The 25,153-nt window shown below is 62.0% G+C and carries 20 protein-coding genes, 2 tRNA genes and 1 pseudogene; 19 read left to right on the forward strand and 4 right to left on the reverse strand.

Annotated features, from left to right (window positions below):
• Window positions 1-119 precede the first annotated feature (119 nt).
• A complete protein-coding gene (motA, locus tag PBDP_RS02950; RefSeq protein WP_003197198.1) occupies window positions 120-971 on the forward strand; it encodes a flagellar motor stator protein MotA in 852 nt (283 codons plus the stop codon).
• A gap of 3 nt (window positions 972-974) precedes the next feature.
• Complete coding sequence (gene motB, locus PBDP_RS02955; RefSeq protein ID WP_176688728.1) at window positions 975-2,012, forward strand: flagellar motor protein MotB; 1,038 nt, start codon at window positions 975-977, stop codon at window positions 2,010-2,012.
• Window positions 2,013-2,150: 138 nt separating this feature from the next.
• Here the strand turns inward: motB and rsgA are convergent, their stop codons facing one another.
• Window positions 2,151-3,182 carry a small ribosomal subunit biogenesis GTPase RsgA gene (gene rsgA, locus PBDP_RS02960; protein WP_028237543.1) on the reverse strand — a complete coding sequence of 344 codons (1,032 nt, stop codon included), beginning with the start codon at window positions 3,180-3,182 and terminating at the stop codon, window positions 2,151-2,153.
• 109 nt (window positions 3,183-3,291) lie between these two features.
• Between rsgA and orn the strand changes: the two genes are divergently transcribed.
• The gene (gene orn / locus PBDP_RS02965; protein ID WP_003197208.1) at window positions 3,292-3,834 is read left to right on the forward strand and encodes an oligoribonuclease; all 543 of its coding nucleotides are present in this window, start codon (window positions 3,292-3,294) and stop codon (window positions 3,832-3,834) included.
• A 220-nt stretch (window positions 3,835-4,054) separates the two neighbouring features.
• Window positions 4,055-4,669, forward strand: a complete 615-nt coding sequence (locus PBDP_RS02970) for a trimeric intracellular cation channel family protein (protein ID WP_170866829.1) — start codon at window positions 4,055-4,057, stop codon at window positions 4,667-4,669.
• On the opposite strand, the gene queG is transcribed toward PBDP_RS02970, so the two are convergent.
• Window positions 4,651-5,730: a tRNA epoxyqueuosine(34) reductase QueG gene (queG, locus tag PBDP_RS02975; protein ID WP_212801797.1), complete on the reverse strand. Its 1,080-nt coding sequence runs from the start codon at window positions 5,728-5,730 to the stop codon at window positions 4,651-4,653. The two genes, PBDP_RS02970 and queG, sit on opposite strands and share 19 nt — an antisense overlap.
• A gap of 63 nt (window positions 5,731-5,793) precedes the next feature.
• On the opposite strand from queG, the gene PBDP_RS02980 reads away from it, so the two are divergent.
• The 13 genes and pseudogenes from PBDP_RS02980 to PBDP_RS30210 all read left to right on the forward strand — a co-directional run bounded on the left by PBDP_RS02980 (window position 5,794) and on the right by PBDP_RS30210 (window position 20,788).
• Window positions 5,794-7,293 carry an NAD(P)H-hydrate dehydratase gene (locus tag PBDP_RS02980; protein WP_212801798.1) on the forward strand — a complete coding sequence of 500 codons (1,500 nt, stop codon included), beginning with the start codon at window positions 5,794-5,796 and terminating at the stop codon, window positions 7,291-7,293.
• Window positions 7,281-7,751: a tRNA (adenosine(37)-N6)-threonylcarbamoyltransferase complex ATPase subunit type 1 TsaE gene (tsaE, locus tag PBDP_RS02985; RefSeq protein ID WP_109752159.1), complete on the forward strand. Its 471-nt coding sequence runs from the start codon at window positions 7,281-7,283 to the stop codon at window positions 7,749-7,751. Before PBDP_RS02980 ends, tsaE begins: the two co-directional genes overlap by 13 nt.
• The gene (locus tag PBDP_RS02990; protein ID WP_109752160.1) at window positions 7,751-9,181 is read left to right on the forward strand and encodes an N-acetylmuramoyl-L-alanine amidase; all 1,431 of its coding nucleotides are present in this window, start codon (window positions 7,751-7,753) and stop codon (window positions 9,179-9,181) included. The genes tsaE and PBDP_RS02990 overlap by 1 nt, the downstream gene beginning before the upstream one ends.
• The gene (mutL, locus tag PBDP_RS02995) at window positions 9,178-11,091 is read left to right on the forward strand and encodes a DNA mismatch repair endonuclease MutL (RefSeq protein WP_116834041.1); all 1,914 of its coding nucleotides are present in this window, start codon (window positions 9,178-9,180) and stop codon (window positions 11,089-11,091) included. The genes PBDP_RS02990 and mutL overlap by 4 nt, the downstream gene beginning before the upstream one ends.
• Complete coding sequence (miaA, locus tag PBDP_RS03000; RefSeq protein ID WP_109752162.1) at window positions 11,091-12,062, forward strand: tRNA (adenosine(37)-N6)-dimethylallyltransferase MiaA; 972 nt, start codon at window positions 11,091-11,093, stop codon at window positions 12,060-12,062. The genes mutL and miaA overlap by 1 nt, the downstream gene beginning before the upstream one ends.
• A 91-nt stretch (window positions 12,063-12,153) precedes the next feature.
• Window positions 12,154-12,414 (forward strand): RNA chaperone Hfq, encoded by a 261-nt coding sequence (gene hfq, locus PBDP_RS03005; RefSeq protein WP_003186419.1) that lies wholly within the window; start codon window positions 12,154-12,156, stop codon window positions 12,412-12,414.
• A 12-nt stretch (window positions 12,415-12,426) separates the two neighbouring features.
• A complete protein-coding gene (gene hflX, locus PBDP_RS03010) occupies window positions 12,427-13,728 on the forward strand; it encodes a ribosome rescue GTPase HflX (protein ID WP_109752163.1) in 1,302 nt (433 codons plus the stop codon).
• An 85-nt stretch (window positions 13,729-13,813) separates the two neighbouring features.
• Entirely contained in the window at window positions 13,814-14,986 is a 1,173-nt protein-coding gene (hflK, locus tag PBDP_RS03015) for an FtsH protease activity modulator HflK (protein WP_212801799.1), read from the forward strand.
• On the forward strand, window positions 14,986-15,855 hold the full coding sequence (hflC, locus tag PBDP_RS03020; protein ID WP_109752165.1) for a protease modulator HflC: 870 nt from the start codon (window positions 14,986-14,988) through the stop codon (window positions 15,853-15,855). Before hflK ends, hflC begins: the two co-directional genes overlap by 1 nt.
• Before the next feature lie 313 nt (window positions 15,856-16,168).
• Window positions 16,169-17,356, forward strand: coding sequence for an ATP phosphoribosyltransferase regulatory subunit (locus PBDP_RS03025; protein WP_109752166.1), 1,188 nt, complete (start codon window positions 16,169-16,171; stop codon window positions 17,354-17,356).
• Between the two features lie 54 nt (window positions 17,357-17,410).
• Window positions 17,411-18,703 (forward strand): adenylosuccinate synthase, encoded by a 1,293-nt coding sequence (locus tag PBDP_RS03030; protein WP_003186407.1) that lies wholly within the window; start codon window positions 17,411-17,413, stop codon window positions 18,701-18,703.
• A 1,125-nt stretch (window positions 18,704-19,828) separates the two neighbouring features.
• Window positions 19,829-19,882: pseudogene (locus tag PBDP_RS30205) on the forward strand (hypothetical protein); the annotation flags it as partial.
• A 201-nt stretch (window positions 19,883-20,083) separates the two neighbouring features.
• Window positions 20,084-20,788 (forward strand): methyl-accepting chemotaxis protein, encoded by a 705-nt coding sequence (locus PBDP_RS30210; protein WP_370873794.1) that lies wholly within the window; start codon window positions 20,084-20,086, stop codon window positions 20,786-20,788.
• 374 nt (window positions 20,789-21,162) lie between these two features.
• On the opposite strand, the gene PBDP_RS03040 is transcribed toward PBDP_RS30210, so the two are convergent.
• Together PBDP_RS03040 and PBDP_RS03045 are read right to left on the reverse strand one after the other, a co-directional pair.
• Window positions 21,163-21,249 (reverse strand) — tRNA-Leu (locus PBDP_RS03040).
• 177 nt (window positions 21,250-21,426) lie between these two features.
• Window positions 21,427-21,513 (reverse strand) — tRNA-Leu (locus tag PBDP_RS03045).
• Window positions 21,514-21,740: 227 nt separating this feature from the next.
• On the opposite strand from PBDP_RS03045, the gene rnr reads away from it, so the two are divergent.
• Window positions 21,741-24,377: a ribonuclease R gene (rnr, locus tag PBDP_RS03050; protein WP_163855555.1), complete on the forward strand. Its 2,637-nt coding sequence runs from the start codon at window positions 21,741-21,743 to the stop codon at window positions 24,375-24,377.
• Window positions 24,374-25,135 carry a 23S rRNA (guanosine(2251)-2'-O)-methyltransferase RlmB gene (gene rlmB, locus PBDP_RS03055; protein WP_109752169.1) on the forward strand — a complete coding sequence of 254 codons (762 nt, stop codon included), beginning with the start codon at window positions 24,374-24,376 and terminating at the stop codon, window positions 25,133-25,135. The genes rnr and rlmB overlap by 4 nt, the downstream gene beginning before the upstream one ends.
• Window positions 25,136-25,153 lie beyond the last annotated feature (18 nt).

The following is a 25,153-nucleotide window of genomic DNA, read 5'->3' on the forward strand; positions in this document are numbered from 1 at the left end:
AACTGGCTTTTCGCCAGAACTGGCTATAGTCTGGCGCAGTTTTGCCGATAAGTAGAAGAAGAGATTTTTCAGCTTCCGAATATGACCTTGAACCCGACTTAAATAAGTACTTTCTATCTATGGCTAAAATTATCGGCATCATTGTCGTGTTCGCGAGCGTACTCGGCGGATACGTGCTTTCTCACGGCAAGATTGCCGCCCTGATCCAGCCTTTCGAGGTGATGATCATTGGTGGCGCGGCCCTTGGCGCATTCCTGCAGGCCAACCCCGGCTACATGACGATGCACGTGCTCAAGAAGTCCCTGGGCATGTTCAGTTCGCGTTTCAGCCACACCTTCTACCTCGAAGTGCTGGGCCTGATCTACGAGATTCTCAACAAGAGCCGCCGCGAAGGCATGATGGCGATCGAAGGCGATATTGAAGACGCCGCTGCCAGCCCGATTTTCGCCAAGTATCCTGCGGTGCTCAAAGATGCCCGCATGACGGCGTTCATCTGTGATTACCTGCGCATCATGTCGTCCGGCAACATGGCGCCCCATGAGCTCGAAGGCCTGTTCGACATGGAGCTGTACAGCCTCAAGGAAGACCTGGAGCACCCTTCCCACGCAGTCACCGGTATCGCCGACGCCATGCCCGGCTTCGGTATCGTCGCGGCGGTATTGGGCATCGTGGTGACCATGGCTTCCCTGGGCGACGGCGACCAGAAGTCCATCGGCCTGCACGTGGGGGCGGCACTGGTGGGTACCTTCTTCGGTATTCTGGCTGCGTATGGTTTTTTCGGCCCACTGGCCCACTCCCTGGCCCATGACGCCAAGGAAGAACTCAACGTCTACGAAGCCATCAAGGCTTCCCTGGTGGCCTCGGCCTCGGGCATGCCGCCATCGCTGGCGGTGGAGTTCGGTCGCAAGGTCCTGTACCCGGCGCACCGTCCAAGCTTCGCCGAGCTGGAACAAGCGGTTCGCGGTCGTTAAGTCATGGAAAATAACCAGCCGATCATCATCAAGCGCGTCAAGCGCATAGCCGCGGGGCATCACGGGGGCGCCTGGAAAATCGCCTTCGCCGACTTTGCGACGGCGATGATGGCGTTCTTCCTGGTGCTGTGGCTGCTGTCCACCGCGACCCCGGAACAGAAGATCGCCATCGCCGGTTACTTCAAGGACCCGGTCGGTTTTACTGAAAGCGGCACGCCGTACATCATCGACCTGGGTGGTTCACCGACCCTGGCGCCGGACACGACCCTCAATCCTGAAGTCAAATCCGAGCCCCAGCCCGACAAGGTGACGGTGGATTCCGAGCAGGTCGAAGGCATGGCCGAGCAGATCGAGCGCGAGCGCCTGGAATTGTTGCTGCAGGAATTGCAGAACAAGGTCGAGGAGAACCCGCAGCTGCAGAAATTCAAGGACCAGATCCTGTTCGAGATCACGCCGAACGGCTTGCGCATCCAGATCATGGACGCCGAGAACCGGCCGATGTTCGATTCCGGCAGTGCGCGCCTGAAACCTTATTTCGAAGACATTCTGCTGGCCATGGCCGACACCATCAAGGCGGTGCCGAACAAGATCAGCATCAGCGGTCATACCGATGCCAAGCCCTACGTCGGCAAAGGTGATTTCGGTAACTGGGAGCTGTCCGCCAACCGCGCCAACGCGGCCCGTCGTGCCCTGGTGGCTGGCAGCTATCCGGACGAACAGGTGGCGCGGGTGGTCGGTTACGCATCCTCGGCGTTGTTCGACCGCAAGGACCCGTTCAACCCGGTCAACCGGCGTATCGATATCGTGGTGTTGACCAAGAAGGCCCAGCAAGCCATCGAAGGTTCGCAAACCGACGACCCGGCGCCGGATCCGGCCCAGGGCCAGGGCGCACCGGGTGAAGTCCCGGCGACGCCTGGTGCTGCGGTTGATCCGAACGCCTTGCCGGCGGACCAGCAGCCCGTGCCGGCCCATGAGCTGCGCGAACGTCTGAACCTGTTCGACGATGCTGCGCCCAAGCCTGCTGGAACGCCTGCGCAGTGACCTAAGGGCCGATACAGACCTGTGGGAGCAAGGCTTGCCCGCGATGAAGGCGATGCGGTCTTTCAGAGACCGAGGTGCCTGTTTCGCGAGCAAGCTTTGCTCCCACGAATCCCCTCGCCACAAAGGTGTCCGGTCGGGTCAGTAACTGCTTTCCGGCAGGCTGGCGATGATCGAGCGGTAGCTGTTCATCCGTTGCTGATGCACACGACCTTCTTCCAAGGCCTTGAGCAGGGCACAGCCGGGTTCGCGATCGTGCTTGCAGTCGCGGAAGCGGCAGGTGCCGATCAGCTCGTTGAACTCGATGAATCCGGCTTCGACATCGGCCCGGCTCACGTGACCCAAGCCAAACTCACGGATGCCCGGTGAGTCAATCAATTCACCGCCGCCGGGGAAGTGGAACAGTCGCGCGGTGGTGGTGGTGTGGGTGCCCTGGCCGGACAGCTCGGACAGCGGCCCGACACGGGTCTCGACGTCCGGCAGCAGGCTGTTGACCAGCGACGACTTGCCGACACCGGACTGGCCGACGAACACACTGATGCGCCCGTCCAGTTGCTGCTGCAATTGCTCCATGCCGTTGCCGTGATGGGCCGAGACTTCCAGCACCGGGTAACCCAAGTCCCGATAGACCGACAGCAAGGCGTTCAGCGCCGGAGCGTTGTGTTCGTCGATCAGGTCGAACTTGTTGAGCAGCAATAACGGTCGGATGCCAGCATGCTCGGCGGCTACCAGGTAACGGTCGATCAGGTTGGCGTGGGGTTCGGGCAGCGGGGCGAACACGATGACGATCATGTCGACGTTGGCGGCCACGGGCTTGAGCTGACCCCGACTGTCTGGACGGCACAGCTCGGTGTGGCGCGGCAATTGTGCGACGATCACGCCGATGCCCTGGTTGCCGGCACGCCAGACGACCTGGTCGCCCGTCACCAGCGCCGGCAGGTTGGCGCGCAGGTGGCAGCGGAATACCTGGCCGGCCAATTCGCCTTCCCGGGCCTCGACCTCGACCTGCACGCCGAAGTGGGCGATTACCAGGCCGGTCTGTTCAGGGCCCAGGTCGCCACCCTCCAGGGCTTCGACAGCACTGGATTCGCGTTTGGCGGCGCGGGCGGCGCGCTCGCCCTGGATCTTTTCGATGCGCCAGTTCTGACGACGATTGAGTTGGCGTTTGGCCATGGGTGTTCCGTATGAAGAAATACAGCGAATAGGGTAAAACGGCCGCGAGTTTAGCACGCCCAAAGGCCGGCCTAGGCTAAACTGCGTGGCTACGCCGAGGAGCCTCCCTATGCAAAACCCGCAGAACCTGATCTGGATCGACCTGGAAATGACCGGTCTGAACCCTGATACCGACGTCATCATCGAAATGGCCACCATCGTCACCGACAGCGACCTCAACACCTTGGCCGAAGGCCCGGTGATCGCAATCCATCACAGCGACGAGATCCTGGCCGGCATGGACGAATGGAACACCCGCCAGCACGGCGGCTCGGGCCTGACCCAGCGGGTGCGCGAAAGTAAGATCAGCATGGCCGAGGCCGAGGCCCAGACCATCGCCTTCCTGGAACAGTGGGTGCCAAAGGGCAAGTCGCCGATCTGTGGCAACAGCATCTGCCAGGACCGTCGCTTCCTCTATACCCACATGAAATCCCTGGAAAGCTACTTCCACTACCGCAACCTGGATGTCTCCACCCTCAAGGAACTGGCCGCCCGCTGGGCCCCGCAAGTGCGCGACAGCTTCCAGAAGGGTGGCAGCCACCTGGCCCTGGACGACATTCGCGAGTCCATTGCCGAGTTGCAGCACTACCGTAAGCACTTCATCAAGTTCTGATTCCAGCGCACGGCGTTCTTGTAGCTTGTGGTTTTGTGGGAGCAAAGCTTGCTCGCGAAACAGGCGACTCGGTTTCTGAATGACCGCACCGCCATCATCGCGGGCAAGCCTTGCTCCCACAAATCTTCTCGCCACGGGTTCTGTGTTGACATGTCGGAGCTGCCCTCTTTTGGTGCCTGCCCAAACTGGCTAGACTGCGCGCCTTCCCGTACGGACCGCCATCATGTTGCTGATGCTTTATCTGATCGCCATCACCGCCGAAGCCATGACCGGCGCCTTGTCTGCCGGACGCCGGGGCATGGACTGGTTCGGCGTGGTGCTGATCGCCTGTGTCACGGCGCTGGGTGGCGGCTCGGTGCGCGACGTGCTGCTCGGTCATTACCCGCTCACATGGGTCAAGCACCCCGAATACCTGGTGCTGACCACGGCAGCGGCGATGCTGACGGTGTTCCTGGCGCGCTGGATGCGCCATTTGCGCTCGTTGTTCCTGGTGCTCGACGCCGTGGGCCTGGTGGCGTTCACCCTGATCGGCTGCATGACGGCCCTGGAAATGGGTCATGGCATGCTGGTGGCGTCGGTCAGTGGGGTGATCACCGGGGTGTTCGGCGGCATTCTGCGGGACATCTTCTGCAACGATATTCCGCTGATCTTCCGTCGTGAACTTTACGCCAGCGTCTCGTTTGCCGCGGCATGGTGTTATCTGCTGTGTGTCTTCCTGCAACTGCCGAACGAACAAGCGATCCTCATCACCTTGTTCGGTGGTTTCCTGTTGCGGCTCCTGGCGATTCGCTTCCACTGGGAAATGCCGAAGTTCGTCTACAACGACGAAGTTTGACGCTCGGCATGTTGGCGCAACGCCCACTCCACGTGCTCGCGCACCAGCTCCGACGGGTAGTCGCGCCGGGCCTCCAGAGCTTGCAGCACGGGAATCGTCGAGGGCGCATTACCCAGGCCCACCGCCAGGTTGCGCAGCCAGCGCTCGTACCCGGCGCGGCGCAGCGGTGAACCTTCGGTGCTGCTGAGGAAAGTCGCCTCGTCCCACATGAACAGCTCGGCCAACCCGGCATTGTCCAGGTTGTGCCGTGGTTTGAAGTCGCTTTCCCCGGACGGTCGGGCGAAGCGGTTCCATGGACAGACGATCTGGCAGTCATCACAGCCGAACACCCGGTTGCCGATCAACGGCCGCAGCTCCTCGGGGATGGCGTTTTTCAGTTCGATGGTCAGGTAGGAAATGCAGCGTCGGGCGTCAAGCACGTAGGGCCCGACGAAGGCATTCGTAGGACAGATATCCAGGCATGCGGTGCATTTTCCGCAATGTTCGCTGGCATGGGGCGGGTCCACCGGCAGGGGCAGATCGACAAATAGCTCGCTCAAGAAGAAATAGCTGCCGGCCTTGCGGTTCAGCACCAAGGTGTTTTTACCGATCCAGCCCAGCCCGGCCTGTTCGGCGATGGCTTTTTCCAGCACCGGCGCGCTGTCGACGAAGGCGCGATAACCGAAGGGGCCGATGACCGCGTGAATTTTTTCTGCCAGTTGTTGCACGCGTTTACGGATCAATTTGTGGTAATCGCGGCCCAACGCATAACGCGAGACGTAGGCTTTCTCCGGTTGACCGAGCATCTGCGCCATGTGCGTGTCGCCCGACAGGTAGTCCATGCGCAGGGACACCACCCGCAGCGTACCTGGCACCAGCTCCTCGGGGTGTGAGCGTTTGCTGCCGTGGGCGCCCATGTAGTCCATTTCGCCGTGGTAGCCGGCGTCGAGCCAGCGTTGCAGGTGTTGCTCATGCTCGGCAAGGTCCAGGCCGCTGATGCCGACCTGCTGGAAACCCAGCTCGCGGCCCCATTCCTTGATGGATTGGGCGAGGGCGGGGAGGTCTGTGGGAATGGCAGGCATGAGGCGAGAGAAACCAGAGCTGAGATGCGTATAATTCTGCCAGACATCGGAGCCCGAAGACGCATGCCGCACACTAAAGATGATTTTCCCGACGCGCTGTACAGTGCTGCGCAGGTCCGGGCCCTCGACGCACAACTGATCGCGGCCGGCACCGCCGGTTTCGAATTGATGCAGCGGGCTGCCCGCGCCACCTGGCGAGCGATTGTTCGGCGCTGGCCTGACGCCCGCGAACTGACCGTGCTGGCCGGGCATGGCAACAATGCGGGTGATGGCTACCTGGTCGCTACCCTGGCCCGGCGCGCTGGCTGGTCGGTGCGGGTGCTGACGGTGGGCGAGCCCCGGCGATTGCAGGGCGACGCGGCCAATGCCCATGCCGAAGCCGTGGCGGTGGGCGTGCCGATGGAGCCATGGTCGGATGAGGCAGAGTTGCGTGGCGTATTGCTGGACGCACTGCTGGGCACGGGCCTGAGTGGCGATGTGCGCGAGCCTTATGTGCAGGCCATCGATACGATCAATGTCAGCGGCCTGCCGGTCGCGGCGGTGGATATTCCCTCGGGGTTGTGTGCCGACACCGGGCGGGTGCTGGGCACGGCGGTGACGGCTGACCTGACCGTGACCTTCATTGGCTTGAAACTGGGCCTGTTTACCGGCGAAGCGGCGGACCGGGTCGGTGAACTGGTATTCAATGATCTGCACGCCGACCCAGATATTGTTGAAGCCACACCGGCCAGTGCCCGACTGCTTTCACCCCATAATCTGCCACGTCTGACACCTCGCGCCGCCACGTCCCACAAAGGCAAGTTCGGTCACGTGCTGCTGATCGGTGGCGACCGGGGTTTTGGCGGTGCGATCCAGATGAGTGCCGAAAGCGCCCTGCGCTGCGGTGCGGGCATGGTGTCGATGGCGACCCGCAGCGAGCATGTAGCGGCTGCGCTGACGCGTTTACCTGAAGTCATGGTGCAGGGTACCCATTCGGCGAACCAATTGATGGGCTTGCTCCAACAGGCCAGCGTGCTGGTGGTCGGGCCAGGCCTGGGCCAGGCCGCTTGGGGGCGTAGCCTGTTGTCGGCGGCGGCCAATGCGTCGCTGCCGCAAGTGTGGGATGCCGATGCGCTGAACCTGCTGAGCAACGGTGACGTTGGTTTGCCCGAGCAGTGTGTGATCACCCCACACCCGGGCGAGGCGGCGCGATTGCTGGGGATATCCACAGCCCAGGTGCAGGCCGATCGCCCGGCGGCGGCCCATGCATTAAGTCAGAAATACACCGCCACGGTGATCCTCAAGGGCGCCGGCAGCCTGATTGCCAGCCCGGATGGTCGCCTGGCGGTTTGCAGCCAGGGCCATCCGGCCATGGCCACGGCGGGCCTGGGGGATGTGTTGGCCGGCGTGGTCGGTGCCTTGCTCGCCCAGGGCATGGAGAGCTTCGAGGCCGCGAGCCTGGCGGTCTGGCTGCATGCCAGTGCTGGCGCCCAGGCCGGTCGTGCGGGGCGGGGGTTGGCGGCGACCGATCTGATCCCGACCATTCGTCAGTTGTTGGAGGAGCATTCACCGTGTCTGAAGTAACCCTGTACGTGGCCGATGAACACGCCATGACACAATTTGGTGCTCGCATCGCGCAGATCACCGCCGGCCATGGCCTGATTTTTCTCGAAGGCGACCTTGGCGCGGGGAAAACTACCTTGTCCCGTGGCATCATTCGCGGCCTCGGGCACGTCGGCTCCGTCAAAAGCCCTACGTTCACCCTGGTCGAGCCCTACGAGATCGGCGACATTCGCGCCTTCCATTTCGACCTGTATCGACTGGTGGATCCTGAAGAGCTGGAATTCCTCGGTATCCGCGATTATTTCGAAGATGACGCCTTGTGCCTGATCGAATGGCCCCAGAAGGGTGCAGGCTTTTTGCCAAAGCCCGACCTGACCATTACCATTGGCGCGCAGAACGGCGGGCGTTCGCTGAAACTGACGCCGCAAGGCTCGCGTGGCGAGTCGTGGTGTGCCGCTTTGGCATTGGAAACTAATTGATGATGGGGTTTGGTATGCGCTTTCGCGCGGTGGTTGCTGTCGTAGGACTGTTGCTTACGGCACTGGCCGTCGATGCTGTGGCCGAGACAAAGGTCAACAGCGTTCGCCTCTGGCGGGCGCCGGACAATACACGGCTGGTGTTTGACCTGACGGGCCCGGTGCAGCACAGCGTATTCACCCTGACCGCCCCGGATCGCCTGGTGATCGACATCAATGGTGCGACCCTGGGCGCGCCATTGAACGTGGCGACCGCCAACACGCCGATTACCGCGATGCGCTCGGCCCAGCGTACGCCGACCGACCTGCGGGTGGTCATCGACCTGAAAAAAGCCGTGACCCCGAAAAGCTTCACCCTGGCCCCCAACGCCCAATACGGCAACCGGCTGGTGGTGGACCTGTTCGACAACCCGGCCGATGCGGCGCCACCTCCACCGCCGCCGACCAATGTCGCCACGGTCCCAGCGGTGCCGGTGACCCCTACCGAGCCTGCGCTCAAGCTACCACCGGCCCCGGCCGGCAAGCGCGATATCATCGTGGTGATCGATGCCGGTCACGGTGGCGAAGACCCTGGAGCCTCGGGCTCGCGCGGACAACGTGAGAAGGACGTGGTGCTGTCCATCGCCCGCGAATTGCAGCGCCAGGTCAATGGCATGAAAGGCTTCCGCGCCGAGCTGACCCGTACCGGCGACTACTTCATTCCCCTGCGCGGGCGTACCGAAATCGCCCGCAAGAAGGGCGCCGACCTGTTCGTCTCCATCCACGCCGACGCCGCGCCTTCGGCCGCTGCGTTCGGGGCCTCGGTGTTTGCCCTGTCCGACCGTGGCGCCACCTCCGAGACCGCCCGTTGGCTGGCCGACAGCGAAAACCGTTCCGACCTGATCGGCGGTGCCGGCAACGTCAGCCTCGATGACAAGGACCGGATGCTCGCCGGTGTATTGCTCGATTTGTCGATGACGGCCTCGTTGACCTCCAGCCTCAACGTCGGCCAGAAAGTCCTGAGCAACATCGGTCGCGTCACGCCGCTGCACAAGCAGCGCGTCGAACAGGCCGGGTTCATGGTGCTCAAGTCGCCGGACATCCCGTCGATCCTGGTGGAAACCGGCTTCATCTCCAACTCCAACGAGGCGTCCAAGCTGTCGTCCTCCAGTCATCAGCAGGCCCTGGCCCGTTCCATCAGCAGTGGCGTGCGGCAGTTCTTCCAGCAGAATCCACCGCCAGGTACCTACATTGCCTGGCTGCGCGATTCCGGCAAGATTGCCCAGGGCCCGCGGGACCATCGGGTCAACCCCGGCGAAACCCTGGCGATGATCGCCGTGCGTTACCAGGTGTCGCCTGCGACCTTGCGCAGCGCCAACAACCTCAAGAGCGACGAGCTCAAGATCGGCCAGACCCTGACCATTCCCGGCAATGACGTGGCGGTTCAGCAATGAGTGACGAAGTGATCGGCAGCAACGCCCGCATCGAGCTGCTCAGCCCCCGGCTGGCGAACCAGATCGCCGCCGGCGAAGTGGTCGAGCGGCCGGCGTCGGTCATCAAGGAGTTGCTGGAAAACAGCCTCGACTCCGGGGCCAGGCGCATCGATGTGGATGTCGAGCAAGGCGGCGTCAAGCTGCTGCGGGTACGCGATGACGGTGGCGGTATTTCTTCCGAGGACCTGCCGCTGGCCCTGGCGCGTCACGCCACCAGCAAGATTCGCGACCTGGAAGACCTTGAGCGGGTCATGAGCCTGGGCTTTCGTGGTGAGGCGCTGGCGTCCATCAGTTCGGTGTCGCGCCTGACTCTCACCTCCCGCACCCGTGACGCCGAACAGGCCTGGCAGGTCGAGACCGAGGGCCGGGACATGGCCTCTCGCGTCCAGCCCGCGGCCCATCCGGTGGGTACCTCGGTGGAAGTGCGCGACCTGTTCTTCAACACTCCGGCCCGGCGCAAGTTCCTCAAGGCCGAGAAGACTGAATTCGATCACTTGCAGGAAGTCATCAAGCGCCTGGCCCTGGCGCGTTTTGACGTGGCGTTCCATTTGCGCCACAACGGCAAGACCATTCTCAGCCTGCACGAGGCCCATGATGATGCGGCCCGTGCCCGCCGTGTCGGCGCGGTGTGCGGTGCCGGTTTCCTGGAGCAGGCATTGCCCATCGAGGTGGAGCGCAATGGCCTGCACCTGTGGGGTTGGGTCGGGTTGCCGACGTTTTCCCGCAGCCAGGCGGACTTGCAGTATTTCTACGTGAACGGTCGCGCTGTGCGCGACAAGCTGGTGGCCCACGCGGTGCGCCAGGCTTATCGCGATGTGCTGTTCAACGGTCGGCATCCGACCTTCGTGCTGTTTTTCGAAGTCGACCCGGCGGTGGTGGACGTCAACGTGCACCCGACCAAGCACGAAGTGCGCTTTCGTGACGGGCGCATGGTCCACGATTTCCTCTATGGCACCTTGCACCGTGCCTTGGGCGATGTGCGCCCGGAAGATCAGTTGGCGGCTCCGGCGGCAGTGGCTGGCATGGTCCGGCCAACGGGGCTGGAAGCGGGCGAGTTCGGCCCGCAGGGCGAAATGCGCCTGGCGGCCAACGCGCTGCTGGAGCAGTCCCCGCCGCAACCGAGCTACAACCCGGCCGGGAGCGGTGCCGGCAGCGGCTACCAGTATCAATACACCCCACGCCCGCAATCCAACGTGCCGGCGGCCGAGGCTCAGGCAGCCTATCGCGAGTTCTTCAAACCCTTGCCTGAACCCGGTGCGGTGGCATTGCCCGACGGCCAGGGTGATATCCCGCCGTTGGGTTATGCCCTGGCGCAACTCAAAGGCATCTATATCCTCTCGGAAAACGCCCAGGGCCTGGTCCTGGTGGATATGCACGCCGCCCACGAACGGATCATGTACGAGCGGTTGAAAATCGCCATGGCCAGCGAAGGCTTGAGCGGCCAGCCGCTGTTGGTGCCCGAATCCCTGGCCGTCAGCCAGCGCGAAGCCGATTGTGCCGAGGAACATGTGGCCTGGTTCCAGCGCCTGGGCTTCGAATTGCAGCGCCTGGGGCCGGAAACCCTGGCGATCCGCCAGATTCCGGCGTTGTTGAAACAGGCCGAGGCCAATCGCCTGGTCAGCGACGTGCTGGCGGACTTGATGGAATACGGCACCAGCGACCGGATCCAGGCGCACCTGAACGAACTGCTCGGCACCATGGCCTGCCACGGCGCGATCCGCGCCAACCGGCGCCTGGCCCTGCCGGAAATGAACGGCCTGCTGCGGGACATGGAAAACACCGAGCGTAGCGGTCAATGCAACCATGGCCGGCCGACCTGGACCCAACTGGGCCTGGACGACCTGGACAAACTGTTCCTGCGCGGTCGTTGATGAGCCAGTTGCCTCCTGCGATTTTCCTGATGGGCCCGACCGCCGCCGGCAAGACCGACCTGGCGATCGAGTTGACCAAGGTTTTGCCCTGCGAGCTGATCAGCGTCGATTCGGCCCTGGTCTACCGGGGCATGGACATCGGCACTGCCAAGCCGTCAAAAGAACTGCTGGCCGAATTTCCCCACCGCCTGATCGACATCCTGGACCCGGCCGAGGCGTATTCAGCGGCCGACTTCCGCCGTGACGCGCTCCAGGCCATGGCCGAAATCACCGCGCGAGGCAAGATCCCGCTGCTGGTGGGCGGCACGATGCTGTATTACAAGGCTTTGGTCGACGGGCTGGCGGACATGCCGGCGGCCGATCCCGAGGTGCGCGCGCAGATTGAAGAAGAAGCCGCGCGCCTTGGCTGGCAAGCCCTGCATGAGCAATTGGCGGTCATCGACCCGGAGTCGGCGGCGCGTATTCACCCCAATGACCCGCAGCGGCTCAGTCGGGCCCTGGAGGTTTATCGGGTCAGCGGCCAGAGCATGACGGCCCTGCGCCAACGACAATCTGCGCAAAGTACTGAAGCAGCCGCTTCGGGACTGCAACAATTGCCCTATACTGTCGCGAATCTGGCCATCGCTCCGGCGAACCGGCAAGTGCTGCATCGGCGAATTGAACAAAGATTCACATTAATGTTGGAACAGGGGTTCATAGACGAGGTCGTAGCCCTGCGTGAGCGAAGTGACCTGCATCCCGGGTTGCCGTCTATACGTGCGGTAGGTTATCGACAAGTCTGGGATTACCTGGACGGCAAGCTGACGTCAGCCGAGATGCAGGAGCGTGGGATCATTGCCACGCGCCAATTGGCGAAACGCCAGTTCACCTGGCTGCGCAGCTGGACTGACCTGCATTGGCTCGACAGTCTCGATTGCGACAATCTGCCACGCGCCTTGAAATACCTTGGGACCATCTCCATATTGAGCTGAGTCCTTGCAATTGCCGTCTATCCTTGGGGGTGTGACGGCCCAAGCCATCTGATTCCGATTTTTATAATTGATCCTTAAAGGAGTGCGGCACATGTCAAAAGGGCATTCGCTACAAGACCCTTACTTGAACACTTTACGTAAAGAGAAAGTTGGGGTGTCCATCTATCTGGTCAACGGGATCAAACTGCAAGGCACGATCGAGTCTTTCGACCAGTTCGTCATCCTTCTGAAAAACACCGTCAGCCAGATGGTCTACAAGCACGCGATCTCTACAGTCGTGCCAGTTCGTCCAATTCGTCTGCCTAGCGCAACCGAATCCGAAGGCGGTGACGCTGAACCGGGTAACGCCTGATAGGAGCCTCCTTTGTTCTTTGAGCGCCACGGTGGTGGTGAACGGGCCATTCTCGTTCACTTGGATGGACAGGACCCTGAGGCGCGCGAAGATCCGCAGGAGTTTCAGGAATTGGCACTTTCGGCCGGCGCCGAGACCGTCGCGTTTTTCAACGTGCCGCGTCATCGGCCAACCGCCAAGTTCCTGATCGGCAGTGGCAAGGTCGAGGAGTTGCGCGACCTGGTCAAGGCCGAGCAGGTCGACCTGGTGATTTTCAATCACATCCTCACGCCCAGTCAGGAACGTAACCTCGAACGTGTCTTCGAGTGTCGCGTGATCGACCGTACGGGGCTGATCCTCGATATCTTCGCCCAACGCGCCCGCACCCATGAAGGCAAGCTCCAGGTCGAACTGGCCCAGCTTGAGCACATGAGTACGCGGCTGGTTCGCGGCTGGACTCACCTTGAGCGGCAGAAAGGCGGTATCGGTCTGCGCGGCCCGGGTGAAACCCAGCTGGAAACCGACCGGCGCCTGTTGCGGGTTCGCCTGCGCCAGATCAAGGGGCGGCTGGAAAAGGTCCGCAGCCAGCGCGAGCAGTCGCGACGCGGCCGCAAGCGCGCGGATATCCCGACGGTTTCACTGGTGGGCTATACCAACGCCGGCAAATCGACCCTGTTCAATAACGTCACCCAATCCGACGTCTACGCCGCCGACCAATTGTTCGCCACGCTCGACCCGACCCTGCGCCGGCTCGACCTGGACGACCTCGGGCCGATCGTGCTGGCCGACACCGTAGGCTTCATCCGTCACCTGCCGCACAAGCTGGTCGAGGCTTTCCGGGCTACGCTCGAAGAGTCGAGCAACTCCGACCTGCTGCTGCACGTGATCGATGCCGCCGAACCGGACCGGATGCTGCAGATCGAGCAGGTGATGGTGGTGCTGGGTGAGATCGGAGCCCAGGACTTGCCGATCCTCGAGGTATACAACAAACTCGATTTGCTCGAAGGCGTGGAGCCGCAGATCCAGCGCGATGCCGATGGCAAGCCGCAAAGGGTCTGGCTGTCGGCCCGCGATGGCACCGGCCTGGACCTGCTCAGGCAGGCCGTGGCCGAGCTGTTGGGCAACGATCTGTTTGTAGGCACCCTGAAATTGCCGCAACGTTTCGCCCGGCTGCGTGCGCAGTTTTTCGAGCTGGGGGCCGTGCAAAAAGAAGAACACGACGACGAAGGCGTCTGCCTGCTGGCTGTTCGCCTGCCTCGGTCGGAGCTCAACCGGCTGGTCAGCCGCGAAGGGCTGCAACCGATGGAATTCATCGAGCAACACACTTTGCAATAAAAGCCTGAGAAAGCTGTGTCAGGCATTCTGTAGCATTGGTCGGCGCGCCGTGGGTGCGTCTTTGCTTTATCAGATGGAGAGCGCTATGGCTTGGAATGAGCCGGGTGGCAACTCGAATAATCAGGATCCTTGGGGTGGCAAGCGTCGTAACAACGGCGACCGCAAGGGGCCGCCGGATCTCGACGAGGCCTTCCGAAAGCTGCAGGAAAGCCTGAACGGTTTGTTCGGTGGTGGTAAAAAACGCGGTGACGAGGGTGGTGGTCGTCCGGGCAAGGGCGGCGGTTTCGGCCTGCTCGGCATCGGCCTCGTCGTGCTGGCGGCTGTCTGGCTGTACAGCGCGGTCTATGTCGTGGACGAGCAGGAGCAGGCCGTGGTGCTGCGCTTCGGCAAGTACTACGAGACGGTTGGCCCGGGCCTGAACATCTATTTCCCGCCGATCGACCAGAAGTACATGGAAAACGTCACGCGTGAGCGGGCGTACACCAAGCAGGGCCAGATGCTGACCGAAGACGAGAACATCGTCGAAGTGCCGCTGACCGTGCAATACAAGATCACCAACCTGCAGGACTTCGTGCTGAACGTCGACCAGCCGGAAATCAGCCTGCAGCACGCGACCGAAAGCGCCCTGCGCCATGTGGTGGGTTCCACCGCCATGGACCAGGTGCTGACTGAAGGTCGTGAACTGATGGCCAGCGAAATCAAGGAACGCCTGCAACGGTTCCTCGATACCTATCGCACCGGGATCACCGTGACCCAGGTCAACGTCCAGAGCGCAGCGGCACCGCGTGAGGTCCAGGAAGCCTTCGATGACGTGATCCGTGCCCGTGAAGACGAGCAGCGTTCGCGCAACCAGGCCGAAACCTATGCCAACGGCGTCGTGCCGGAAGCCCGTGGCCAGGCCCAGCGCATCATCGAGGATGCCAACGGTTACCGTGACGAAGTGGTCTCCCGCGCCAAGGGTGAGGCTGATCGCTTCACCAAGCTGGTGGCCGAGTATCGCAAGGCCCCTGAAGTGACCCGCCAGCGTCTGTACCTGGACACCATGCAGGAAGTCTTCAGCAACACCAGCAAGGTCCTCGTGACCGGCAACAAGAACGGCCAGAGCAATCTGCTGTACCTGCCACTGGACAAGATGGTCGAGAGCGGTCGCAACACCAGCGCGCCAGTGACCAGTTCGGCGGCCGCCAGCAATGAAGCCAACGCTCGTGCGGCGGCGGATCTGCAGCAACAGCAAGCACGTACCAGGGAGAGTCGCTGATGAGCAATAAATCGCTGATCGCCCTTATTGTCGGTGTCGTCGTGGCGATCGCTGCCTGGAACTGCTTCTACATCGTGGCTCAGACCGAGCGTGCGGTGTTGCTGCAATTCGGTCGCGTGGTCCAGGCTGATGTCCAGCCGGGGCTGCATGTGAAGGTGCCGTACGTCAACAAGGTGCGCAAGTTCGACGCGCGTCTGATGACGCTGGATGCGCCGACGCAACGCTTCCTGACGCTGGAAAAGAAAGCCGTGATGGTCGACGCCTATGCCAAGTGGCGCGTGAAGGATGCCGAGCGCTTCTACACCGCGACCTCGGGCCTGAAGCAGATCGCCGACGAGCGCTTGTCCCGTCGCCTGGAATCGGGCCTGCGTGACCAGTTCGGTAAGCGCACATTGCATGAAGTGGTGTCCGGTGAGCGTGATGCGCTCATGGCCGACATCACCCGTTCGCTGAACTCGATGGCAGAAAAAGAGCTGGGTATCGAAGTGGTCGATGTCCGGGTCAAGGCCATCGACCTGCCGAAGGAAGTGAACCGCAGCGTGTTCGAGCGCATGAGCACCGAGCGTGAGCGTGAAGCCCGTGAGCACCGTGCCAAGGGTAACGAGCTGGCCGAAGGCATCCGTGCCGACGCCGATCGTCAACGCCGTGTGCTGCTGGCCGAAGCCTATCGTGAATCGGAAGAGGTCCGTGGTGATGGTGATGCCCAGGCCGCTTCGATCTATGCCAAGGCCTACGGGCAGGATCAGGAGTTCTACGCGTTCTACCGTAGCCTGCGTGCCTACCGTGAAAGCTTCGCGAACAAATCCGACGTCCTGGTCCTGGACCCAAGCAGCGACTTCTTCCACTACCTGGAAAAGTCCAAGCCTTGATGCGACGTTGACCTGAGACACTCCGCCCGGCGGCTAAAGCGTCGGGCGGGGTGATCCTTTGGGAAAACGTGTGTATGATGCGGCAGCCGGGAAATTCCCGGCTTTTTTGCGTCTGCACGTTTGATTGCGGTTTTGGTTGCAGGCGTCGGGTTGAACGATCCGACAGGTTTTTCGAGGAAAGCGCTGGGCGAGGCCGATTGCGGGCCATTCGTCACGTCGCTCATGCGCGTGTTTTGCGTGTGGGCCAAGTGTTTTCTGCTTCACTCAAGGCTTGCCCGAGGGCTGGCCGCCCGGACCATAGGGGAATGGCGTAATGGCAACGGTAGACCGCTGGCTGCTGCCAGATGGCATCGAAGAAGTACTGCCACCGGAAGCTGCGCGTATCGAAGTAGCGCGTCGGCAGGTGTTGGATCTGTTCCAGAGTTGGGGTTACGAGTTCGTCGTCACCCCGCATATCGAGTACCTGGAATCCCTGCTCACCGGCGCGGGCCAGGACCTGGACCTGCGCACCTTCAAGGTTATCGACCCGCAGTCGGGCCGGCAGATGGGCTTTCGTGCCGACATCACGCCGCAAGTGGCGCGCATCGACGCCCACACCCTGCGCCGTGAAGGTCCGAGCCGCCTGTGCTACGCCGGCAGTGTGCTGCATGCCCAGCCGCGGGCCTTGTCGTCTTCGCGCAGCCCGATCCAGCTGGGTGCCGAATTGTATGGCGACGCCAGCCCGAGCAGCGACGTAGAAGTCATCAGCCTGATGTTGGCCATGCTGCAACTGGCTGACGTGCCGGATGTCCACATGGACCTGGGGCATGTCGGCATCTATCGCGGCCTTGCCCGTGCGGCCGGTTTGTCCGGCGAAGTGGAGCAACAGTTGTTCGATGCCCTGCAACGCAAGGCCATCGACGAGGTCATCAGCCTGACCGAGGGCCTGCCGGCCGATCTGTCGGACATGTTGCGGGCGCTGGTGGATCTGTGTGGCGGACGTGAGGTGTTGACCGCTGCCCGTGAGCGCCTGGCTCGTGCGCCGGCGCCTGTATTGGCGGCGCTGGACGACTTGCTGGCGATTGCCGAGCGTCTGTCGGTGCGCTTCCCCGAGTTGTCGCTGTATTTCGACCTGGGTGAGTTGCGCGGTTATCACTACCACACCGGCGTGGTGTTCGCCGTGTTCGTCCCGGGCGTGGGTCAGTCCATTGCCCAGGGCGGTCGTTATGACGACATCGGTGCCGACTTCGGTCGTGCCCGTCCGGCGACCGGTTTCTCTACCGATTTGAAAACCCTGGTGACCCTGGGGCGTGCTGAAGTCGAGCTACCGTCTGGCGGTATCTGGATGCCTGACAGTACGGATGCGGCACTCTGGCAAGCAGTCTGCCAGTTGCGCAGTGAGGGTCAGCGTGTCGTCCAGGCCTTGCCTGGGCAACCATTGGCCGCCGCCCGTGAAGCGGACTGCGACCGGCAATTGATTCAGCAGAACGGGCTTTGGCAAGTATTGCCGCTGGCTTCTTGAGTTTTCCTGCCGGCCGCGGCCGGCACCAAGTTTGCGCGAATGAGGACAAGTGTTATGGGTAAGAATGTCGTAGTCCTGGGCACCCAGTGGGGTGATGAGGGCAAAGGCAAGATCGTTGATCTGCTGACCGAACATGCTGCCGCCGTAGTGCGCTACCAGGGTGGCCACAACGCAGGTCACACCTTGGTGATCGACGGTGAAAAAACCGTCCTGCACCTGATCCCCTCGGGCGTGCTGCGCGAAGGCGTCCAGTGCCTGATCGGCAACGGCGTGGTGGTTGCTCCCGACGCCTTGCTGCGGGAAATCATCAAGCTGGAAGAGAAAGGCGTACCGGTGCGCGAGCGCCTGCGTATCAGCCCGTCCTGCCCGCTGATCCTGTCCTATCACGTTGCGCTGGACCAGGCCCGTGAAAAGGCCCGTGGCGAGCTGAAGATCGGCACCACCGGTCGCGGCATCGGCCCGGCCTACGAAGACAAGGTGGCCCGTCGTGGCCTGCGCATCGGTGATCTGTTCCACCGTGAGCGTTTCGCGGCCAAGCTGGGCGAGTTGCTGGACTACCACAACTTTGTCCTGGTCAATTACTACAAAGAACCGGCCATCGACTTCCAGAAAACCCTGGACGAGTGCATGGAGTACGCCGAGCTGCTCAAGCCGATGATGCTCGACGTCACTGCCGAACTGCACGAGCTGCGTCGCGCCGGCAAGGACATCATGTTCGAAGGTGCCCAGGGTTCCTTGCTGGACATCGACCACGGCACCTACCCGTACGTCACCAGCTCCAACACCACCGCTGGCGGCATCGCCACCGGTTCGGGTTTCGGTCCGATGTACCTGGACTACATCCTGGGCATCACCAAGGCCTACACCACTCGCGTGGGTTCGGGTCCGTTCCCGACCGAGCTGTTCGACGACGTCGGTGCCTTCCTGGCCAAGCGTGGCCACGAGTTCGGTGCTACCACTGGCCGTGCCCGTCGTTGCGGCTGGTTCGATGCCGTCATCCTGCGTCGCGCCATCGACGTCAACAGCATCTCGGGCTTGTGCCTGACCAAGCTGGACGTGCTGGACGGCCTGGAAACCATCAATATCTGCGTGGGCTACAAGAACCAGGACGGCGCCGTCATCGACGCTCCGACCGACGCCGACAGCTACATTGGCCTGGAGCCGGTGTACGAGCAGATGCCTGGCTGGACTGAATCGACCGTGGGTGCCAAGACCCTGGAAGAACTGCCTGTGGCGGCTCGCAACTACATCAAGCGCGTCGAAGAGTTGGTCGGTGCGCCGATCGACATTATTTCGACGGGGCCGGACCGCAACGAAACCATCGTTCTGCGTCATCCGTTTGCCTGATAAGTCATTGATGTAAAACACAAAGGACCCTCGTTTGGGTCCTTTGTCGTTTCTGGTTGCCGCACGGCACGACACTTGCTATGCATCTTCATTAAGGCACCGCTTCCATAAGTGCCATCAAATTAATGGCGTTTGGTAGAGGGATTTCACGTGTCGGCCGTTCTCTCACTGTTACAAAGCCGTTTGTTGCGGCCTGTGTTCATTACCCTCGGTATCGCCCTTTTGGTGCAGGTACTGGTGGCCGTTGCGCTGACCCGAAGCACGGTCACGGCGCTGGAAGCCGACCTCGGTGCGCGCCTGGGGGCTGACAGCCAGAAGCTTTCCGGCGAGCTGGAGCAGGCGGGGCGTGAAGTCACGTCGAGCCTGGACAGTCTCTCTGCCAATACCCGCCAGCGGCTCAATGCCGGGTTGTCGGCTCGCCTGAAGGATGAGCAGGCGCAACTGCGTGGGACATTGGAAAAGGATTTGAGGGATTCCGCCAATGATATGGCGCAACTCCTGGCTTCCGTCGCTCCTCGCGCCATGTGGGACAGCGACGTGCCCACGCTCTCCGAATTCGCCCGTCGGGCCCAGCGTAATCCCAATGTGCTGTTTGTCATTTATGACGACGCGAATGGTGAGCACCTCACCCGCTACCTGAACCGGGAAAACCCGATCAACAAGGCGCTGCTGGAGAAAGGCAAGGGCGAGCGGGCCTTGGACAAGGTGCTGGATGCGGCGAAGAACGACCCTTCCGTGTATTACCTTGAAGCCTCGATCAATCCCAACGGCGTGGAGATCGGCAAAGTACTGATGGGGGTTTCCACGGCTGCCGTTGAAACCGATCTGAAGGCGCTGGACCAGCGCTTCTCGGCCTTGATCGCCAGCAGCGACCAGTTGGTCGGCGACAGCCTCAAGGGGGCGGCAGCCGACAGCGCCACCGCCATGCGCGGTCGCCTGGAATCGGCCCAGGCCACCGCCACGCAGATGCAGACCAACACCGCCACCACCGTGCAGGAAGCCGCGGCTACCCTGCGCTGGCGCATCGGCCTGGGCCTGGCGCTGGTGGGCTTTGGCGTGCTGGCGCTGCTGGCTGTGGTGCTGGGGCGTCGGGTGGTCAATCGCTTGAAGTTGCTGATCGCGGCCATGAACGACCTGGCGGCGGGTGAGGGGGACCTGACCAAGCGTGTGCAAATCAACAGCAAGGACGAAATTGGCGACATGGCCTCGGCGGTCAATCGCTTTGTGGATAAGTTGCAGCCCATCGTGCGCGAGGCGGGTGATGTGGCCCAGCGTACCGGTGTGGAAATCGGTGCGATGACCTTGCGTAACTCCGGTGCCGATGCGGCGGCCGGGATGCAGCGTGATGAAGTGGCCGAGAGCCTGCGTGCGCTATCGCAAATGGCTGATGAAGCTCAGTCGGAAAGCCAGGCGATGCAGGCGGCTTTGCAGCAGGTGGTAGAAATTCGCCAGGCCACCGATGAAAACACCCGCACTTCGGCCAAGGTCAGTGGCTTGATCGAGGCGCTGGCTGGGCAGGTGGACACAGGGGCGAAAGTGATCGAGCGGCTGGCGCAACAGAGCGAGCAGATCGAAGTGGTGTTGACGGTGATCCACGGCATCGCCGAGCAGACTAACTTGCTGGCCTTGAACGCGGCCATCGAGGCGGCGCGGGCTGGGGAAACCGGGCGCGGGTTTGCCGTAGTAGCGGATGAGGTGCGGGCGTTGGCGAGCAAGACCCAAAGCTCGACGGGCGATATACAGGCGCATATCGTGGCCTTGCAGCAGGGGGCTCGCGAGGCTGTGGCCGCCATCGGCCAAGCTGGGCGCCAGGCAAGTGAAGGTTTGTTGGTGCTGCGAGACAGCGCGCGGTTGCAGCAGTCGGTGCAGGCCTCTGTAGAGCAGGTGCATGCGGCTATTGGTCTGGCTACTCAGGCGGCGGCTCATCAGGCCCAGGGGGCGCAGGCGGTGCGTGGGCGGGTGGAGACGATTCATGCCCAGGCTGAGAAAGCGGCCCAGGCTGTGGTTGAGACCACGGCCAGTGGCAAGGTGCTGGATAGTTTGGCGGCGCAGTTGAAGGCGAGTTTGGGGCAGTTCAGGGCTTGATCGGGTTTTCACAGGCTTATACGCGACCAAAACCTGTGTGCGAGTTTGCTCGCGAAGGCGGCCTAACAGCCGACCTGAGTCCTCCCGGTCGTACACCCATCAGATCTGTGGGAGCAAAGCTTGCTCGCGAGGCGGCCTGACAGCCGGCCTGGTTCTTCCCGGTGGTACACCAGTCAGATTTTGTGGGAGCAAAGCTTGCTCGCGAAGGCGGCCTGACAGCCGACCCGGTTCTTCCGGTCGTGCCTCCATCAGGCCTGGTTCGGTCGGGGAGGGCTTTGCCCTCCAGCGGGAGCAAAAGTTCAGATGGCAGAAACGCAAAAACCCGCTTTTGCGGGTTTCTGTGAGGTTCAAGGTCGTGACCTTGAAGCTTGAATTGGTGCCCAGAAGAAGACTCGAACTTCCACGACCTTGCGGTCACCAGCACCTGAAGCTGGCGTGTCTACCAATTTCACCATCTGGGCAGCATCTTCAGCGTTGCCGCTGTTGATGTGGCGCACTATACGGAGCGCGTTTTGATCTGTAAACCCCTGTTTTTGTTTTAGTAATTGCCAAACGCAATTTCAGGGAGATAGAAATGCAAAAACCCGCTTTCGCGGGTTTTTGTTGGGCTTGCAGGTCATTGACCTGTTGCTCGAAATTGGTGCCCAGAAGAAGACTCGAACTTCCACGACCTTGCGGTCACCAGCACCTGAAGCTGGCGTGTCTACCAATTTCACCATCTGGGCAGTATCGGCAACGTGTGTACGTCGTCGATGGCGCGCACTATACGGAGCGTGTTTTTAACTGTAAACCCCTCCTGAGAAAAAAACCGCTAAATTTCACGAGCGGTGCTTTTCCGGGGCTTCAAAGGCAGGCCAAATCGATCTGGAAAAGCCATCGCATGTTTGAAATTTCCCGTTTCATTAAGCCTATGCCAAACTAACCCGCATATAGACAAGGTGAAAACTCTCTAATGGCCGATTGGCAGTCCCTCGATCCCGAGGCCGCTCGTGAAGCGGAAAAATATGAAAACCCTATTCCTAGTCGCGAACTGATCCTGGCGCATCTCGCCGATCGGGGTTCGCCTGCTAGCCGCGAGCAGTTGGTCGAAGAGTTCGGTCTCACCACCGAGGACCAGCTCGAAGCCCTGCGCCGCCGTCTGCGCGCCATGGAGCGCGACGCTCAACTGATCTACACCCGGCGCGGCACCTATGCGCCGGTGGACAAGCTCGACTTGATCCTGGGCCGCATCGCCGGCCACCGTGACGGCTTTGGTTTCCTGATTCCGGACGACGGTAGCGACGACCTGTTCATGAGTCCGGCGCAAATGCGTCTGGTGTTCGATGGCGACCGGGCCCTGGCCCGCGTGTCCGGCCTGGACCGTCGTGGTCGCCGTGAAGGCGTGATCGTCGAAGTGGTGTCCCGTGCCCATGAAAGCATTGTCGGCCGTTACTTCGAAGAAGGCGGCATCGGTTTTGTTGTGCCGGATAACCCGAAGGTTCAGCAGGAAGTGCTGATTACTCCGGGTCGTAATGGCGCCGCCAAGGTGGGTCAGTTCGTCGAGGTGAAAATCACCCACTGGCCAACTGCGCGCTTCCAGCCACAGGGCGATATCGTTGAAGTGGTCGGCAACTACATGGCGCCGGGCATGGAAATCGACGTTGCGCTGCGCACCTACGACATTCCTCACGTCTGGCCCGAGGCTGTGCTCAAGGAAGCCGCCAAGCTCAAGCCGGAAGTCGAAGAGAAAGATAAAGAAAAACGCATCGACCTGCGCCATCTGCCGTTCGTCACCATCGACGGCGAAGACGCCCGCGACTTCGACGATGCGGTCTACTGCGAAGCCAAACCCGGTAAGCTGCGCCTGTTCTCCGGCGGCTGGAAGCTGTTCGTCGCGATTGCCGACGTGTCCAGCTACGTGAAGATCGGTTCGGCCCTGGATAACGAAGCCCAGGTGCGCGGCAACTCCGTGTATTTCCCTGAGCGCGTGATCCCGATGCTGCCTGAGCAGTTGTCCAACGGCCTGTGTTCGCTGAACCCGAAAGTCGACCGTTTGGCCATGGTTTGCGAGATGACCATCTCCAAAACCGGCGAAATGACCGACTACCAGTTCTACGAAGCGGTGATCCACTCCCAGGCGCGTCTGACCTACAACAAGGTCAGCACCATCCTGGAAACGCCGAAGACCAGTGAAGCCAAGGCGTTGCGCACCGAATACGCTGGCGTGGTGCCGCACCTCAAGCAGCTGTACGCGCTGTACAAGGTGTTGCTGGGTGCCCGTCACGTGCGCGGCGCGATCGATTTCGAGACCCAGGAAACCCGGATTGTCTTCGGTTCCGAGCGCAAGATCGCCGCAATCACCCCGACGACCCGTAACGATGCGCACAAGCTGATCGAAGAGTGCATGCTGGCGGCCAACGTGGCCACTGCGGAGTTCCTCAAGAAGCACGAGATTCCTGCGTTGTATCGCGTGCACGACGGCCCGCCGCCGGAGCGCCTGGAAAAACTGCGCGCCTTCCTCGGCGAGCTCGGCCTGTCCCTGCACAAAGGCAAGGACGGTCCGACGCCGAAGGACTACCAGGCACTGCTGGCCAGCATCAAGGACCGCCCGGATTACCATGTGATCCAGACGGTGATGCTGCGCTCTCTGAGCCAGGCGGTGTACAGCGCCGACAACCAGGGCCACTTTGGTCTGAATTACGAGGCGTACACCCACTTCACCTCGCCGATCCGCCGTTATCCGGACCTGCTCACGCATCGCGCGATCCGCAGCGTGATCCATTCCAAGCTGAACACCCCGCACGTCAAGCGCGCCGGTGCCATGACCATTCCAAAGGCGCGGATCTACCCGTACGACGAAGCGGCCCTGGAACAGTTGGGCGAGCAATGCTCCATGAGCGAACGCCGCGCCGACGAAGCCACGCGTGACGTAGTGAACTGGCTCAAGTGCGAGTTCATGAAAGACCGCGTGGGCGAGTCGTTCCCAGGCGTGATCACTGCGGTGACCGGCTTTGGTTTGTTTGTCGAACTGACCGACATCTACGTCGAGGGCCTGGTGCACGTCACCGCCTTGCCGGGTGATTACTATCACTTTGATCCTGTGCATCACCGCCTGGCGGGCGAGCGCACCGGTCGCAGCTTCCGTCTGGGCGACACCGTGGAAGTGCAGGTCATGCGCGTCGACCTCGATGAGCGCAAGATCGACTTCGGAATGTCTGACAAGCCCGCCGAAGCGCCGACTGGCCGTAAAAAGCGTGGCGGCGAGACCGCAGCGCCTGCGACCAAGGGTAAAGGTAAAGGTGCTCCTGCCAAAACCGCAGAGCCTGAGCCAGCCAAGGCCGGTCGTCGTTCGTCCGTCAAGGACAAGGCTCCCGAAGCCTACCGCCCCAGCGACGCAGCGGCGAAGAACGCCGAGCTTCGCAAGAGCCGCGAGTTGAAGCAGCAGTTGCTCAACGAAGCCAAAAGCGGTGGTAAAGCGGCGTCTGGGGGAAAGTCCCACGGGGCGGAAAAGTCGTCGAGCAAGCCAAGCAAACACCGGAAGGGTCCGCCGAAAGCGGGCTCGGCCCCAGCCAAGAGCGGCGGGGCGCGTAAACCCAAGGCCAAGTCATGAGTCAGTTGGAAAAAATCTACGGCGTGCATGCCGTGGAAGCGTTGTTGCGTCATCACCCCAAGCGGGTCAAGCAGATCTGGTTGGCCGAAGGCCGTAGCGATCCGCGGGTCCAGACCCTGGTCGAACTCGCCAACGAAAGCCGCGTCGCGGTCGGCCAGGCCGAACGGCGCGAAATGGATGCCTGGGTCGAAGGCGTGCACCAGGGGGTCGTGGCCGAGGTCAGTCCGAGCCAGGTCTGGGGCGAAGCGATGCTCGACGAACTGCTCGATCGCACCGAGGGCGCGCCCTTGCTGCTGGTGCTCGATGGCGTGACCGATCCGCACAATCTGGGCGCCTGCCTGCGTTCGGCGGATGCCGCCGGTGCGTTGGCGGTGATCGTGCCCAAGGACAAGTCGGCCACCTTGACGCCAGTGGTGCGTAAAGTCGCCTGCGGCGCCGCGGAAGTGATTCCGTTGGTGGCGGTGACCAACCTGGCGCGCACCCTGGAAAAACTCCAGCAGCGCGGCCTGTGGGTGGTCGGCACGGCGGGCGAGGCCGAGGTCAGCATCTATGACCAGGACCTGACCGGCCCGACGATCCTGATCATGGGGGCCGAAGGCAAGGGCATGCGCCGCCTGACCCGCGAGCATTGCGATTACCTGGTCAAGTTGCCGATGGCTGGCAGCGTCAGCAGCCTCAACGTCTCGGTGGCGACTGGGGTGTGCCTGTTCGAAGCGCTGCGCCAGCGTAGCGTCAAGGCTGTCGCCAAAAAGCCCTGATCTTGCTGTAAGTCCTGT

It is taken from the genome of Pseudomonas sp. St290 (assembly GCF_018325805.1).
GTDB classification, from domain to species: Bacteria; Pseudomonadota; Gammaproteobacteria; order Pseudomonadales; family Pseudomonadaceae; genus Aquipseudomonas; species Aquipseudomonas bijieensis.

What these genes read in the sequence shown, in the direction of transcription:
- mutL (WP_116834041.1), top strand. Translation starts at nt 9,178, where the DNA reads ATGAGTGACGAAGTGATCGGCAGCAACGCCCGCATCGAGCTGCTCAGC.
- orn (WP_003197208.1), top strand. Translation starts at nt 3,292, where the DNA reads ATGCAAAACCCGCAGAACCTGATCTGGATCGACCTGGAAATGACCGGT.
- PBDP_RS02980 (WP_212801798.1), top strand. Translation starts at nt 5,794, where the DNA reads ATGCCGCACACTAAAGATGATTTTCCCGACGCGCTGTACAGTGCTGCG.
- rnr (WP_163855555.1), top strand. Translation starts at nt 21,741, where the DNA reads ATGGCCGATTGGCAGTCCCTCGATCCCGAGGCCGCTCGTGAAGCGGAA.
- motA (WP_003197198.1), top strand. Translation starts at nt 120, where the DNA reads ATGGCTAAAATTATCGGCATCATTGTCGTGTTCGCGAGCGTACTCGGC.
- hflC (WP_109752165.1), top strand. Translation starts at nt 14,986, where the DNA reads ATGAGCAATAAATCGCTGATCGCCCTTATTGTCGGTGTCGTCGTGGCG.
- PBDP_RS30210 (WP_370873794.1), top strand. Translation starts at nt 20,084, where the DNA reads ATGGCTGATGAAGCTCAGTCGGAAAGCCAGGCGATGCAGGCGGCTTTG.
- queG (WP_212801797.1), bottom strand. Translation starts at nt 5,730, where the DNA reads ATGCCTGCCATTCCCACAGACCTCCCCGCCCTCGCCCAATCCATCAAG.
- rlmB (WP_109752169.1), top strand. Translation starts at nt 24,374, where the DNA reads ATGAGTCAGTTGGAAAAAATCTACGGCGTGCATGCCGTGGAAGCGTTG.
- PBDP_RS03030 (WP_003186407.1), top strand. Translation starts at nt 17,411, where the DNA reads ATGGGTAAGAATGTCGTAGTCCTGGGCACCCAGTGGGGTGATGAGGGC.
- rsgA (WP_028237543.1), bottom strand. Translation starts at nt 3,182, where the DNA reads ATGGCCAAACGCCAACTCAATCGTCGTCAGAACTGGCGCATCGAAAAG.
- motB (WP_176688728.1), top strand. Translation starts at nt 975, where the DNA reads ATGGAAAATAACCAGCCGATCATCATCAAGCGCGTCAAGCGCATAGCC.
- PBDP_RS03025 (WP_109752166.1), top strand. Translation starts at nt 16,169, where the DNA reads ATGGCAACGGTAGACCGCTGGCTGCTGCCAGATGGCATCGAAGAAGTA.
- hflK (WP_212801799.1), top strand. Translation starts at nt 13,814, where the DNA reads ATGGCTTGGAATGAGCCGGGTGGCAACTCGAATAATCAGGATCCTTGG.
- hfq (WP_003186419.1), top strand. Translation starts at nt 12,154, where the DNA reads ATGTCAAAAGGGCATTCGCTACAAGACCCTTACTTGAACACTTTACGT.
- PBDP_RS02990 (WP_109752160.1), top strand. Translation starts at nt 7,751, where the DNA reads ATGATGGGGTTTGGTATGCGCTTTCGCGCGGTGGTTGCTGTCGTAGGA.
- miaA (WP_109752162.1), top strand. Translation starts at nt 11,091, where the DNA reads ATGAGCCAGTTGCCTCCTGCGATTTTCCTGATGGGCCCGACCGCCGCC.